This is a genomic window from Chryseobacterium sp. MEBOG07 (assembly GCF_021869745.1).
Taxonomy (GTDB): Bacteria; Bacteroidota; Bacteroidia; order Flavobacteriales; family Weeksellaceae; genus Chryseobacterium; species Chryseobacterium viscerum.
In genome coordinates this window covers 4,938,621-4,952,101 of the sequence record NZ_CP084579.1, presented here as the reverse complement: position 1 = coordinate 4,952,101, position 13,481 = coordinate 4,938,621, and the positions used below count along the sequence as shown (strand labels likewise).

The following is a 13,481-nucleotide window of genomic DNA, read 5'->3' as shown; positions in this document are numbered from 1 at the left end:
ATTAAAGAAATGTCACAAAGAATCAGAATAAAACTAAAATCTTACGATTACAACTTGGTAGACAAGTCTGCTGAGAAAATCGTAAAAACGGTAAAGGCTACTGGTGCTGTTGTAAACGGACCAATTCCATTGCCAACGAATAAGAGAATCTTCACAGTGTTGAGATCTCCGCACGTAAACAAGAAGGCAAGAGAGCAGTTCCAACTTTCAGCTCACAAGAGACTAATGGATATCTACTCTTCTTCTTCTAAAACTGTTGATGCTCTAATGAAATTAGAACTTCCTTCAGGTGTAGACGTTGAAATTAAAGTGTGATAACTGCATACTTTGCAATGATTATACAATCCGTTCCTTTTTAGGGACGGATTTTTTTGTGAAGTTATCTTTGATAAACATGAAATAAAACATAAAGGTCAAATTCATTGATGTATGAATTTGGCCTTTTTTGCATTATACTTTCGGTAATCATAAAATAGGTTTAAGGGATAACCATTAACGATAGATTATATCTGTTTTAGTATTCTAAAGAGACCTTAAGAAGGATTAATGATCTGATATTAATAGTTCTTTTTAAGGTGACATATGTCAGTGTGTTTTGTTTATTTAGAATTAATAAAAATAATAATTTTGCAAAAAATTATCAGATGAATAAAGTAATATCCTTTTCTCTGCTAGTATTAGGTGGGGTTCTTGCCAATGCACAGAAAGTAAATGATTCAGTTAAACACAAGAAAATTGAAGAAGTAGAACTATTTGGTGAAAAAAAGAAACAGCCAGAAGGTCTTGAAGCAATCACAAGGCTACCACTAAAACCAAGAGACCAGATTCAGAGTATTTCTGTAATTTCTTATAAAGTAATTGAAGATTTGGGTGGATTAACTGTCACTGATGTTGCCAAAAACGTTCCGGGAGTTACTCAGTTTGGTAGCTACGGAGGAATCAGAGAAAGTATGTCTATCAGAGGATATAGAGGTGTTCCTGTTTTGAAAAACGGAGTACAGATGGATTCTGATTTTCGTACAGGAGCAATGCTTACTGATATGCAGGGAGTAGAAAGTATTCAGGTAATTAAAGGCTCTGCAGCAGTTACGCAAGGAATAGGAGATGGATTAGGCTCTGCTGGTGGTGTTATCAATGTTGTGACTAAAGTTCCTAAATTTATAGATCAAACCAGCGTAGGTTTCAGATATGGAAGCTGGGATTTTTACAGACCTACAGTAGATTTCCAAAGGGTACTAGATTCACAAGGAAAAATTGCAGTCAGATTAAATGCAGCATACCAAAATAATAATAGCTTTAGAAGATTTGTCAATACAGAACGTATTTATGTAAATCCAAGTTTTGCCTTCCGTCCGGATGATAAAACTGAAATTGTTGTGGAGATGGATTATATGCACAATAATACGACGCCGGACAGAGGAACAGTAAATCTGGCAAAGGGGGATACAGAAGCGATATACAAAATGCCGGGAAGAAAGTTTCTGGGTTTTGCTTCAGATAATGCAAAAATAGAGACATTCAATTTCTCTACAACAGCGACAAGAAAGTTAACTAATAACTTGAAAGTAAGAACGGCTTTTATGAGTTCTTCTTACCAGTCTGAGATTATAGGGGCTGCTCTTGCTCCTCTTGACCGTAACAATCCAAATGAATATCGTGACAGAACTTTAACGAGATCGGATAGAGAAGATTTAAATAAAGTATTCCAATTTGATTTTATCGGAACTGATGTGAAAACAGGATTTATGAAACATACTTTTCAGGTAGGTTTTGACTGGAAAGAATCCAATGTAACAACCAAATCTTATGATGCTAAAAAAGTAGATCGTATCAATGTTCTTAATGATATTAATAATATTCTGCCATCTACTATTGATGGGAATAACTTTGACTTGGTAAAGAAAAATGCTGTAGTCAATACCATAACACCTACAATGGGATTAATGGCTCAGGATGTCATTACTTTCAATAAATACATTAAAGCTCACCTTGGAGTTCGTTACAGTAGATTAATTGGTTCTGATAAAGAAAAAGATTTTGCATGGAATCCTTCATTAGGGGTGATGATCTCGCCTATTGAAAACATGAATATATTTGGTTCTTATACCAGTACTACTTCTTTAAGAAGCTCTAATAACCCGTTATCTGTAGGAGGAACAGTAGGAGCTTCTACAACTAAGCAATGGGAAGCAGGGATAAAGTCTGATTGGCTTAATGAGAGATTGAGATTTAACGTTACTTTATTTAATATTAATACAGATAATCTATCATACGAGATTATGGGTAATAATGGGCAAGGGTTAGGAGTATATGCTTTAGCGGGTGAGTTGAAAAGAAAAGGAATGGAAGTAGAACTAATCGGAAAAATCCTTCCAAATCTTCAGGTAATGACCGGATGGGCATATGTAGATGCACAATATAAGGACAGCCCTTCTTTCGTTAATGGTTCAGCTCCTATTAATACTCCGAAACATACTGCAAATGCATGGTTGAATTATAAATTTAACAGTGGAGTTCTTGATGGATTTGATATCGGAGCCGGAATTTATTACGTAGGTAACAGACCTGTGGATGATTACAAGCAGGAAGTAATAATTGATAACGGACATGTAAACGGAACACAACCTGGAGAAAGACCTTTCAATATGCCTAATTATACCACAGTAGATGCTCAGGTGGGGTATACATTCAAAAATGGTATGGGACTAAGAGGGTTTTTCAATAATATCTTTGATTCAGTAGGGTATAACTCTTATTTCAGAGGAGGATACATCGATCAGATTCAGCCTAGAAACTTTGCAGTACAGGTAAACTATAAATTCTAATCAACAAAATCAGTTATTATGAAAAGTATCAAAACATTAATTTTTGCATTGGCTATAGGTGCTGTGACGATGTCATGTTCCGGAGATAAAAAGAAAGGAATAGATTATAACCAGTTCAAAACTGAGGTAAAGCTTACTCCCGAACAGGAAAAAAGCTTTGATGAGATCACCAAAAATATCAGGATCTTCAAGAGCAGAACTTTCAGGCAGCAAAAGCTCAAGGCGGAAATATGGACCGAGTAGCTTTAGGAATCAAAAATGAAGAACTGAGAGCACAGCAGTCTATTGAAATTGCTACGGTTTTAGATACCCCACAGATGGAAAAGTTCAACAAATTTGTTGATGAAAACTCCAGAAAAAGACCAAGATATGACAACGTCCTATTAGAAAAAATCAAAACTGAAGCTCAGCTTTCTGATGATGAATTCAAAGTAGTGAATGCAGCCAATGATGCTTTTGAAAAAGCATTCAATGATGCGCATGATGTCTATCACGGCAATAATGATTTGGCTAAAGAATACTGGGTGAAATTTGATTCCCAGAGAAAGCAGGCAATTCAGAAAGCCTTAAGTCCTGAACACTATACGAAATTCGAAGAAATTGTAAAAGACGTTCAGTTCAAAGGAAGAAAATAACAACATTGATACCAATGAGGGTTGGAAGCAGGAAGAAGAAAATGGATAAGATATTGGGCTAAAAGTTCTTGCTACTTTTAAGAAAACGTATTCAATTTGGTGAATGTAGATTAAAGTTAAATTGTAAGATTTTAGCCTGGAATAACTTCCATCGAGAGCTTTATGCTTCCTTGCCCGAATTTGTATTAACTTTTTTTAATTTATTCATATCAATTTTAATTTAAAACATTAAGACGGTCAAACTGTCTTAATGTTTTTGCTATTAAACAATGAGATTATTATTTAAAAGCCTTTACAGGAAAAGAAGAAAAAACGAATCCATCACAAAATATCTGATGTGGATCATTCATCTCTGGCTGGGACTTTTATCAAGTGCTATTGTTTTTGTGATGTGTCTTACCGGATGTCTCTATGCCTTCAAAAATCAGATTATTGATGTTAGCAATAAAGACAAAGTTTATATAAATTCCCACTCAGGACAGGTCAAAAATCCTGATGTAATCCAGGCAGAATTATTAAAGCAGAATAAAGAACTTACCTCTTTAATGATTCCGGATGATAAAGGAAAAAGTTATGTGATTGGTTACCGCGAAAATCAGTTGGATAAAAGCACTTATTATAATCAGTATACTGGGGAAATTCTTGGGCAGCCCAATGTGGGATCGAGTCAATTTTTTGAAGTAGTTCTTGATCTTCACAGAAATCTGATGATGGGAAATGTAGGAAGAGAGATTGTGGGAGCATCGGTTCTGATGTTTTGTATTCTTCTGATCTCTGGTTTCATCCTTTGGCTTCCGAAGAAGCTGAAGTTTTTGAAACAGGGATTGATGGTTATGTTTAAAGCGAAATTTCAGCGGGTCAATTATGATCTGCACAATACGCTTGGGTTTTATACTTTTTTAATGCTTTTCTTTATTGCTGTTACCGGATTGTATATAACCTATCCATGGGTGAAGAATGTACTTATTGTAAGTTTGGGAGGGGCTTCAATAGATGATATTTCAAAAGAAAAAGACAGTGGTGAAGATGCCTTTGGAGGACTTCTTGAAGACATGCTTCAAAAGCAGGATGAAAAGAAAAACCTAAAGAACACTGCTTCAGCTTCTGTAGATAAGATTTTAAAGCTGGCAGATCATCACCTCCCTTATCCTGCGGTTACCAGTATAGAACTGCCCAACAAGGAAAATCCGCGTTACGTTGTGATCAAAACTAACAGACAGAATTTCCTTGGAATGATGTTCCCGGATAAAGTAACATTTGATAAAACAGGAGTTTTCAAGACCAAAGATCTATTCTCGGATAAACCTTTGAACAAACAATTTACCGCTTTAGCAAAACCCTTGCATACAGGGGAGATCATGGGGCTGCCGAGCATCATTCTCTACTTTATAGTATCTCTTATTGGCTGCTCTCTGCCTGTGACTGGATTTCTCATCTGGTGGCATAGGTTTAGAAAAATGAAATAAAATAGGCTAGGCTGCAGTTTGAAGTGTTTAGGTACCATATCTTCATTTCTTTTTCCGTTTTCAGGTTATTTTTTTATACATTTAGTATATAAAAAAGTAAAAGTTATGGGTCATAAAGGGAATCATTTTTTTGAAAAATTTTCAAACTGGGCTGTAAAATTTACAGGAAGTGCCTATGCTTTTATAGGAGCTTTCCTCATCGTTGTAGTATGGGCAGTTTCCGGTCCTTTTTTTAACTATTCAGAAACCTGGCAGCTGGTAATCAATACCGGAACTACAATCATTACATTTCTCATGGTATTCCTGATTCAGAAAGCTCAGAATAAAGATTCAAAAGCCATACAAATAAAGCTGAATGAGCTTTTGGCAGCTCACGAAAAAGCCAGCAACAGGATTGTAGATATTGAAGATCTTACAGAAGCAGAATTGGATCAGCTTCATATCTATTATGAAAAGTTAGGTGAACTTGCCAAAAAAGATGCAGATATCCATACTTCTCACTCCATTGATGCTGCGCAGAGAAATCAAGATTATAAATATGAATTCTTTAAAAGAAAACATGAAGAATGGATAGAGAAGCAGGAAAAGAGAAAATAATGGGGTTTTGGGTTGAAAAAATCTTTAAACTATCAATATTGTGATATTATTTTAAGTTTGCATTTCACTTTATACTTTTAATTTTTTAATTGTTTTTTAGTGTTTTCTTTGATAAATATTTACATTTGTTAAAAAAATAAATGAAAACAAAATTACTTTGTTTGCCGGTATTATTTTTAGCAATAGCGGCAAATGCACAATGGAATAGAGGTATCCCTAGCCAGAAGATCACTAAACAAAGCGACAATTCTGTTTATTATCAGCTTGATATAGATCAGATAAGAACCCAACTTCTGAGAGCTCCAAAAATGGGTGAAGGTGCTCCCATTACAATTAGTATTCCTACCCTTGAAGGGAAAATTGAAAAATTTACCGTCAATAGTTTTCCGGTAATGGATGAGACTTTGGCTAATAAATACCAACTAGGGTCATTCGTGGGGATAGGAATTGATGATCCTACCAAGTATATCAGATTTAGTGTTGCTCCCAATGATTTTCAATCTATGATCATTGGCTTAGATGGTAAATACGAATTTATAGAGCCGGCAACGTCTGATAAATCTTATTACTCTATACACGGAAAGACCAAGAAGAGTGGACACGCATTTACCTGCAAAACTAAAGAAAGTAAAGAGTCTGTGGAAAACCTACAGAAACTAATGAATGCAGGTGCTACAGCTAAATCCAATAACAAAACTTTTCATACACTTAAATTGGCTATGTCGGTGACAGGTGAGTATACAGCTTATTTTGGTGGTGTTGCTGGAGCGCTTGCACAGATCAATGCTACTTTGTCAAGAGTAAACGGTGTATTTGAAAAAGAATTTAACCTTCATGTCAATGCGATCGATGCTCCTAACCTTATCTTTACCAACGCAGCTACCGACCCTTACAGTACATCTGAGTTCATGTGTAAGTGGAATTATGAATTGATGAATGTTTTGCATGGAGGGTCTTATGGTGTTACTGATGCTAGTTTTGATATTGGACATTTGTTTGGAGCTTCAGGAGGAGGAGGAAATGCAGGTTGTATTGGTTGTATAGGAAGTAATGATGTTTCTACAACTTCTTATACCGTAGCTCAAAGTGACTGTCAGGATAGCGGAAGTAATTATTATGCTTATATAGCTCCAGATAACTATAAAGGAAGTGGAATTACTTCCCCGGCTAGTAATGTTCCTATGGGTGATAATTTTGATATAGATTATGTAGCTCATGAAATAGGGCATCAATTGGGAGATAATCATACATACAGTTATAATGAAGGAACCGGTGTTTGTGTGGAACCAGGATCTGGATCTACCATTATGGGATATGCTGGTATCACTGGTGCAAATACCGATGTTCAACAACACTCTGATGCCTATTTTCATAGTGTAAGTATTGATCAGGTACAGACCAATATGGCAACAGTAACAGTTGATGTAGAAACGCCAATCACAAATAATCCACCGGTTGTTACTCCAATGACGACAAGTTATACTATTCCGAAATCAACTGCTTTTGTTTTAACAGCTTCAGCAACAGATCCGGATGGTGATGCATTGTCATATAACTGGGAACAGGTTAATTCAAGTTCGTTGGCCAATGGTATTGGTAAAGCATCGGGTACAGGCGATGGAGCTGCAGCTATAGGTAATACAACATCTGGAGCAAGCTTCAGATCTTGGCCAGCAACAGCAAGTCCTACAAGGTATTTTCCTAAATTGGCAACTGTTTTAGGAGGAGCCGTAAAAAACACGACAGATTTTGAAGCTGCAAGTACTGTGGCGAGAAATACAAGCTTCCGAGTAACCGTAAGAGATAACAAACCTGGAGGACAGGCTCAGACGGCTTATGCGACACAGGCTATTGTGGTAGGATCTGCGGCTGCATTTACAGCTAATACAACTTCACTTAGCCCTAATGTAAACTCTACTATTGCATGGACGGTTTCCGGAACAACAGCTTCTCCATATAACGTAGCTAATGTTAAAATTGATTATACAGAAGATAATGGAGTAACTTGGAATAACCTGGCGGCATCAGTGCCGAATAACGGGTCAGCAAGTGTTTTCATTCCTGCATCACTAGCTGGTAAAACAATTTATTTGAGAGTTTCTGCAATCGGAAATGTGTTTTATGCAGTGAAACAGGCTACTGTAGCTAGCCTACTGGCTGTTTCTGAAGCTGGAAGTGTGAAGTCTGTTAAGATTTATCCAAACCCTGCGGAGGATGTATTGAATGTTCTGAATATCTCTCCAAACGCATCTTATGAAATCTTCAATGCTCCAGGGCAATTGATTTCAAAAGGAAGTATCGGAGATGGTAAAATTAATGTCAGAAATCTTGTAAAAGGAGTTTACTTTATTACAATCAACAATAAAGAAGAAAAAAGTACGACAAAGTTTGTTAAGAAATAATTTAATAAACAATAAAATAAAAAACCTCTGAGTCATCAGAGGTTTTTTTTATGAAGATATTATTTCATGAAATAACTAAAATAACTACAGCTTCCCATCAGGTTTTTCGTAGTTTCTGTATCAGAATACTGAGCTTTTAACTGAGCAAAATAGGTTCTGTATTTTTGATTCTTAAGATGGTCCATTTCTTTCTGGCGGGCATCTTCTTTTTCAGACCATTTCGGATCAGAATAATCAAAATCTTTTGGAGCCTTTGCTTCGTACTGGTAATATTTACCCTGTTCAGCACTTGCCATCTGGAATAAGAGTCTTGCTTTTTCTTCCTTGTTATTAGAAAGCTTAAGAGCTTTTTGATAATAGCTTATTGACAGATCAAAATTATCAGGTTCAATATAAGAAGTGTCCAGGAAGTTTTTATAATAATACTTGTAAGGGGTTTTTCTGTCGGTGTTCCAGAAGTTGTATTTACCTCCGTTGCTGTTGTCGATATCCATTACAAACAATTCACGGTAATATCCTAGAATAGAAGTATTGTACAGTAAGTTACCGATAAGCTGATTGGCTTTTGCTGCTTTTTCACCTGTACCGTTTCCAATTTTTTTCAATTGAATCAGTACATCAGCAAGTTCAAGTTTATCCATGCTTGTTTTGATGAAAGGGAAATCGGTATAATTTTCAGCTTTCATACTCTCTGCATCTGGACTTCCGAAGCTTTCCCAGACATTATGCCCGAATACGAGATCTGAAATGTTTTTGAATCCGTCATATTCTGCAGGAGTATATTGTTTGGTCGTTATGGTTTGGCCGCTCTTTTCTGTCCATTCATAATTTTGTCTTGGAATGCCAGCAAAGCTTTTTGCTTTTTCGTAATAAGATTTTGCCTTTTCAAAGTCGGCAAGTCTCATGGCTCTGTCTCCGTAAATTGTGCTGAAGAATGCATCAATGTTACCTACACTATCCATGTTTTTGGTGATGATCTGCTGCTCAAACTGAGTTTTATTAGCCTTTCTGTAAAAATCTTCTACACTTTTCACCAAACCGGAGTTTGGATTGTACTGAAGATCAGAAAGCTTATTATTCATCAGGAAAGACTTTCCGTCTTCACCCTGAAGTAAATAACGGTTGGCCATAACATCCTTCAGGAAGTCAGCAGTAGAAGGTACTTCGCCATAATAATCGAAATTATCTGTAGTGGCTGTGTCTTTCACTACTTTTTTCTCTACGAAATACTCCGCATAATCTTTCATCAGATGATCTTCATATTCGGCATCAATTTTTGGCTGTGAAACAATATCATTCAGAACTTTCATTCGTTTGATCTCTTCCAGATATTCAGGATTGGTTGTTTTGATATCATTCAGAATTTCTGTGCTTTCTTTGTAATCCTTTTTCAGGAATTTAAGATAAGCATTGGCAATCTGCCAATATTCGTCCTTAGATTTCTCTTTGGTTTTGTCAGTGAATTTCTCAAGATCGTCAAGATAATCCTTCATCTTATCATCATATCCATAGCCGGAAGTAGTATAGAACGGAATTCTGTTCGGATTATTCAGTAATTCATCATCACTCTGATCTGTTTTACTTCCATCGGCAGATTCTTTAGATTTTGAACCTCCAAAGAGATTTTTAAAGAACCTTACAATCTTTTGCCAGAAAGACAATTTTTCCTCTTTTACTTCTGTTTTGGTCGTGGTATCAGCATCTTTTGAAGTAGTATTGGTATCAGCTTTTCCTCTTTGTACATAAGGATTATTGGCCGCATCAGAAGTGTAATAATAAGTAGGCAGGTAACTTCTTTCCAGTTCATTGATGCTTCTGGCTGCCATTACTTTCAGAATTTCAGAATCAGGGTTTATTTCATACATCTTTTCCATGGTAGGAATAGGATTGTTGAAGTCCTCATATCCCAGAAGGAAATAAGCCATATTCTTTTCTTCATTGGTATTGGCTCTTTTCATGATATTGCTGAAAGATGCCGTATCAGAAAGTTTCATAGAAACAAATGCAGATTCCTTGCGGTCTTTGCTGTTCATGAATACCTGGAAGAAGTTCCAGTTGGCGTCACTGTTCATTTCCAATCCTCTTTGTGCTCCCCCCAGCTGATCCAGGGACATGAAGTACACTGATCCTTTCAGTTTTATCGGAGCAACATAGGTTTTGAAAGCCTGTACTGCAGAATCATAGTTTCTGGTATAATGATTCAGACGTACCAGTTGATATCCGTACCGTTGTTTGATTTCAGGGTTTCTTGCTGCATTGTACAAAGACGTTAAGGCAGCAATAGTTTTATTATAATCAAGAGCTGTGGCATTTTTTCTGTTGGCATCCCGGTCGTAATAAAATGAATTATCATTTTCAACATAATTGATGCTCATATAAGGCTCCAGATATTTGGCCTCAATTAGATAATCAATGCCTTCTTTATATTTCTGGTAAAATCCGGAACCCAGTTTTTGTAAAAGAGGATTGGACGGATTTCCGTTCTTTAAAGCATTCAGATCGTTCATGCTGATCTTATACACCAGATTCTGAGTTTCAGAATAGCTAAGCTGATTATTAAAGAACTTTTTCCATGTTTCAATATTATCGTCAGGAATCAATGATGGGTTGTATCCTCCATAGAACCTGCTTGAATAGCTGTGCAGAAAAGGAAGATAAGCCTTGTCTTTGATAATACTTTGCGTAAAAAGGTTGAAGTAATCATAATCAGGATCTGACCACGCGCACGCATCAGATTGTGTATAGAAAAGTGATACAACCGCAAGTGAAAGAATGTACTTTTTCATAGGGTTTGTAGTGTGTTTTTGTTTCTTAATAGTTTATGGTTTGGTCTTGACAGTGGGTATGTCTCTATCTCCGGGAGATTTACAATTTCCGATCTAACACAAATTTACTATCTAATTGATAATAAATAATATTAAAATGCGGGATTTTTTTCTCCAGAAAATAAATTACCTCTTCAAGCTGTTCTTCAGATATTTCCTCTGCCTTTATTTTGAAGCCTTTGTTTAAATAACTTCCAAAGTAGAACCCGTCTTTCAGAACCTCAATCTCATGATCGGACGTCTTCTTAAAGTTGGAGTTTTCCAGATCTCTTTTCGATAAGGCATTTATCAATTTATGTTTTCCCAAATGATTAGTGACAATCCCCCAGGAGTAAATAGGAAGTGCCACTTCAATTTTTTGATAGGGTAGTCTTCCATTTTGGAAAGATAGCTTTTCAGAATATTGACATCCAGAATAGAATTCTTATCAGAATTTTCCAGAGGCGATGAAGTGGAGTAGCACATCAGATAAACTTTTTCCACAGGAGGAATTCCGGTCTGCTTTTTATCTTTCACCTGATGAAGGCGAAGGGTACAGGTAATTTCTCTTCCCGAAACTCTTTTGAGTTCTTTCAGAAATTTAAAATAATCATTCCGTGTTCCGGCAGTCCAGTCGCAGTCGATTTGGATTTCATTGTTTGTTTTCAGTTGATATTCTTCCGCTTTCTTTTGAATTAAAAGATGAATGCTTTCAGCAAGAAATTTAATCTCTTCTGCAGAAATACCCAGCAATGTCTGATTGGTAATGAAAACTGTAGGAACAATCTGTTTATTGGTCTGAAAACTCTGGTCTTTAGTAATAACTGCTAACGGCTGAAATTTCCCGTTCACTTTATCTACATCAAAGAATCTTGTGTACAAATAAGGAACGACTGCCTTGTCTAATGCTTTCTTCTCTTCACCATCAAGCTTTAATTTGGTTTTCCAGTAATAAAACGTATAAGGATGATTTTCTTTCCTATTGCATGACACAATAAGGAAAAGAAGAAATAGAAATAAAATTTTAAAATTTTTCATTGGTATAAATCACTCTTGCAACTACCATTAGGTTCAGGCATAATTTTTTCAAAAGTAAAGATATTTAAGCAGAATATAAACCGTAAAATCCCGGTGATTGGTGATTATAAAGGCAGGAAGCAAAAGAATATCGTATTTATGTATTATGATTTGTTCAAATGCAGTAGATTGTATAACTATTCCTCTCCTCCGGCGATGTGGTATCTCACAACAAGAAAACCACCCCAGATGGAGCGGCTTTCTCTATATACTATTTAACTACTTGTACAGTTCACTTTCGCAGGCGCAGGTTTCTTTATCAATACTTTCACTGGAAGAACAGCAGCCCTCAAGGTTTTGAACATTTCCTTTCTGGTCGGTGAGATAGATTTTATTTTTATCAAATTTCACCAGGAATGTTTCTTCGAATTTTTTGAAAACGACTTTCATTACTTTATTAGGAGCATATTTACCGGCATTTATTTCTTCTTTTGTCTCTTTTCCGTTAGCTTGATTCACCTGAACATAGCCAAAATGAACATCTCCATTCTTTTTGATATCCAGATAATAATGAGGAGTACCCGTACCACTATATCCTTTCATGATATCAAAACTTCTATGTCCAACAAAAGGAACATTTACTTGTGCTAAAGAAAAAATGCTGATGCAAAATATAATTAAGCAGAAAATCTTTTTCATATATATTTTTTTCAAAAGTAAATATATTTAAGCAAAACAAACACCGTAAAAACCCGGTTATTGCAGATCATTGATTGTGGCTTTAGAATATCAACAGAATATGTATAGTCATTCTCTTTCTTTGAAGGAGCAAATCTATAATGTAACGGAGAGTGGTTCATTGCAAAAACAAAACCACTCCTAAGAAGAAGTGGCTGTATATAATTTAGTTAAAGCTTAATTAAAAAACAGTTGCAGCAAGCTGAATTCTTGCATACTTATTAGACGGATTCCACATGGCCATCATAGATACAGGAAGGCTGTAATGATCCGTTATCTTTACTACTTTTCCTGCTTTTACGCCCACATTTACGATGTCAAAGCTGTTTTTGCCGTTGCCATATAGAAAAGTCTTATCATTAAGAGCAAATCCGGCTCCTACAAAAGCATCCAGATTTACTTTCTGGTCTTTAATGACGGGATAGCTTGCCTGTACATAGGTAGAATATCTGTTTTTCTTATAACTTCCGTCTGCTTCCAGAATAACCTCTCCCGCATTAGCACCTCCGTAAAGCATAATATCTGCTTCAATATTAATGGGAAATGAAGGTCCGAAAGTATAGTTCGTTCTTAGATCAATAATATGAGCTGTTCTTCTCTGTGAATAGCTGAAAATATCATCAACTGCCACTGCAGTATTAATATTCCTGGAGTTGTAAAGGTCCCATAATCCAATATAGAAACGTCCGTCAGAATATTGAACATAATAATTGATCTCTTTGTAATGGGTATTGTCCTTATCATCTGCTAATGCAGAAGCTCCCCAAATTCCCACTTTCCATTTTTTTTCCGCATCCAAAGCATAGGAAAGATTTCCCATAACCACAGGTTTATCAGTAATGATAAGCCCTCTCCATAAATGATTGTTCTGAATATTGGCTGTAAAATCAAGTCTTCCTTCTTTGGTCTCCTTGGCTTCACCATTTTCCTGTGAAAACAACCTTCCTGTGCCTATTGCCAGAAGGAAGATTCCTTTTAAGATTTTTCTCATCATATG

The 13,481-nt window shown here is 36.0% G+C and carries 11 protein-coding genes; 7 read left to right on the top strand and 4 right to left on the bottom strand.

Annotation, left to right across the window (positions count from 1 at the left end; genetic code table 11):
* Window positions 1-9: 9 nt before the first annotated feature.
* From rpsJ to LF886_RS22850, 7 genes are all read left to right on the top strand, one after another.
* Window positions 10-315, top strand: a complete 306-nt coding sequence (gene rpsJ / locus LF886_RS22880; RefSeq protein ID WP_002661363.1) for a 30S ribosomal protein S10 — start codon at window positions 10-12, stop codon at window positions 313-315.
* A gap of 329 nt (window positions 316-644) precedes the next feature.
* A complete protein-coding gene (locus LF886_RS22875) occupies window positions 645-2,825 on the top strand; it encodes a TonB-dependent siderophore receptor (protein ID WP_236851941.1) in 2,181 nt (726 codons plus the stop codon).
* Between the two features lie 18 nt (window positions 2,826-2,843).
* Entirely contained in the window at window positions 2,844-3,068 is a 225-nt protein-coding gene (locus LF886_RS22870; RefSeq protein ID WP_236851940.1) for a hypothetical protein, read from the top strand.
* Window positions 3,056-3,460: a hypothetical protein gene (locus LF886_RS22865; protein WP_236851939.1), complete on the top strand. Its 405-nt coding sequence runs from the start codon at window positions 3,056-3,058 to the stop codon at window positions 3,458-3,460. The genes LF886_RS22870 and LF886_RS22865 overlap by 13 nt, the downstream gene beginning before the upstream one ends.
* 269 nt (window positions 3,461-3,729) lie before the next feature.
* Window positions 3,730-4,926, top strand: coding sequence for a PepSY-associated TM helix domain-containing protein (locus tag LF886_RS22860; RefSeq protein ID WP_236851938.1), 1,197 nt, complete (start codon window positions 3,730-3,732; stop codon window positions 4,924-4,926).
* 105 nt (window positions 4,927-5,031) lie between these two features.
* Window positions 5,032-5,523: a low affinity iron permease family protein gene (locus LF886_RS22855; protein WP_236851937.1), complete on the top strand. Its 492-nt coding sequence runs from the start codon at window positions 5,032-5,034 to the stop codon at window positions 5,521-5,523.
* 140 nt (window positions 5,524-5,663) lie between these two features.
* Window positions 5,664-7,925 (top strand): zinc-dependent metalloprotease, encoded by a 2,262-nt coding sequence (locus LF886_RS22850; protein WP_236851936.1) that lies wholly within the window; start codon window positions 5,664-5,666, stop codon window positions 7,923-7,925.
* A 59-nt stretch (window positions 7,926-7,984) separates the two neighbouring features.
* Here LF886_RS22850 and LF886_RS22845 read toward each other — a convergent pair whose 3' ends face one another.
* The 4 genes from LF886_RS22845 to LF886_RS22830 all read right to left on the bottom strand — a co-directional run bounded on the left by LF886_RS22845 (window position 7,985) and on the right by LF886_RS22830 (window position 13,478).
* Window positions 7,985-10,711, bottom strand: a complete 2,727-nt coding sequence (locus tag LF886_RS22845; RefSeq protein ID WP_236851935.1) for a hypothetical protein — start codon at window positions 10,709-10,711, stop codon at window positions 7,985-7,987.
* A gap of 327 nt (window positions 10,712-11,038) precedes the next feature.
* Window positions 11,039-11,767, bottom strand: coding sequence for a hypothetical protein (locus LF886_RS22840; RefSeq protein WP_317207641.1), 729 nt, complete (start codon window positions 11,765-11,767; stop codon window positions 11,039-11,041).
* 258 nt (window positions 11,768-12,025) lie between these two features.
* Complete coding sequence (locus tag LF886_RS22835; RefSeq protein ID WP_103231561.1) at window positions 12,026-12,445, bottom strand: hypothetical protein; 420 nt, start codon at window positions 12,443-12,445, stop codon at window positions 12,026-12,028.
* A 220-nt stretch (window positions 12,446-12,665) separates the two neighbouring features.
* Window positions 12,666-13,478 (bottom strand): hypothetical protein, encoded by an 813-nt coding sequence (locus tag LF886_RS22830; RefSeq protein ID WP_236851934.1) that lies wholly within the window; start codon window positions 13,476-13,478, stop codon window positions 12,666-12,668.
* Window positions 13,479-13,481: the final 3 nt, after the last annotated feature.

What these genes read in the sequence shown, in the direction of transcription:
- LF886_RS22870 (WP_236851940.1), top strand. Translation starts at nt 2,844, where the DNA reads ATGAAAAGTATCAAAACATTAATTTTTGCATTGGCTATAGGTGCTGTG.
- LF886_RS22830 (WP_236851934.1), bottom strand. Translation starts at nt 13,478, where the DNA reads ATGATGAGAAAAATCTTAAAAGGAATCTTCCTTCTGGCAATAGGCACA.
- LF886_RS22835 (WP_103231561.1), bottom strand. Translation starts at nt 12,445, where the DNA reads ATGAAAAAGATTTTCTGCTTAATTATATTTTGCATCAGCATTTTTTCT.
- LF886_RS22840 (WP_317207641.1), bottom strand. Translation starts at nt 11,767, where the DNA reads ATGAAAAATTTTAAAATTTTATTTCTATTTCTTCTTTTCCTTATTGTG.
- LF886_RS22860 (WP_236851938.1), top strand. Translation starts at nt 3,730, where the DNA reads ATGAGATTATTATTTAAAAGCCTTTACAGGAAAAGAAGAAAAAACGAA.
- LF886_RS22850 (WP_236851936.1), top strand. Translation starts at nt 5,664, where the DNA reads ATGAAAACAAAATTACTTTGTTTGCCGGTATTATTTTTAGCAATAGCG.
- rpsJ (WP_002661363.1), top strand. Translation starts at nt 10, where the DNA reads ATGTCACAAAGAATCAGAATAAAACTAAAATCTTACGATTACAACTTG.
- LF886_RS22855 (WP_236851937.1), top strand. Translation starts at nt 5,032, where the DNA reads ATGGGTCATAAAGGGAATCATTTTTTTGAAAAATTTTCAAACTGGGCT.
- LF886_RS22875 (WP_236851941.1), top strand. Translation starts at nt 645, where the DNA reads ATGAATAAAGTAATATCCTTTTCTCTGCTAGTATTAGGTGGGGTTCTT.
- LF886_RS22865 (WP_236851939.1), top strand. Translation starts at nt 3,056, where the DNA reads ATGGACCGAGTAGCTTTAGGAATCAAAAATGAAGAACTGAGAGCACAG.
- LF886_RS22845 (WP_236851935.1), bottom strand. Translation starts at nt 10,711, where the DNA reads ATGAAAAAGTACATTCTTTCACTTGCGGTTGTATCACTTTTCTATACA.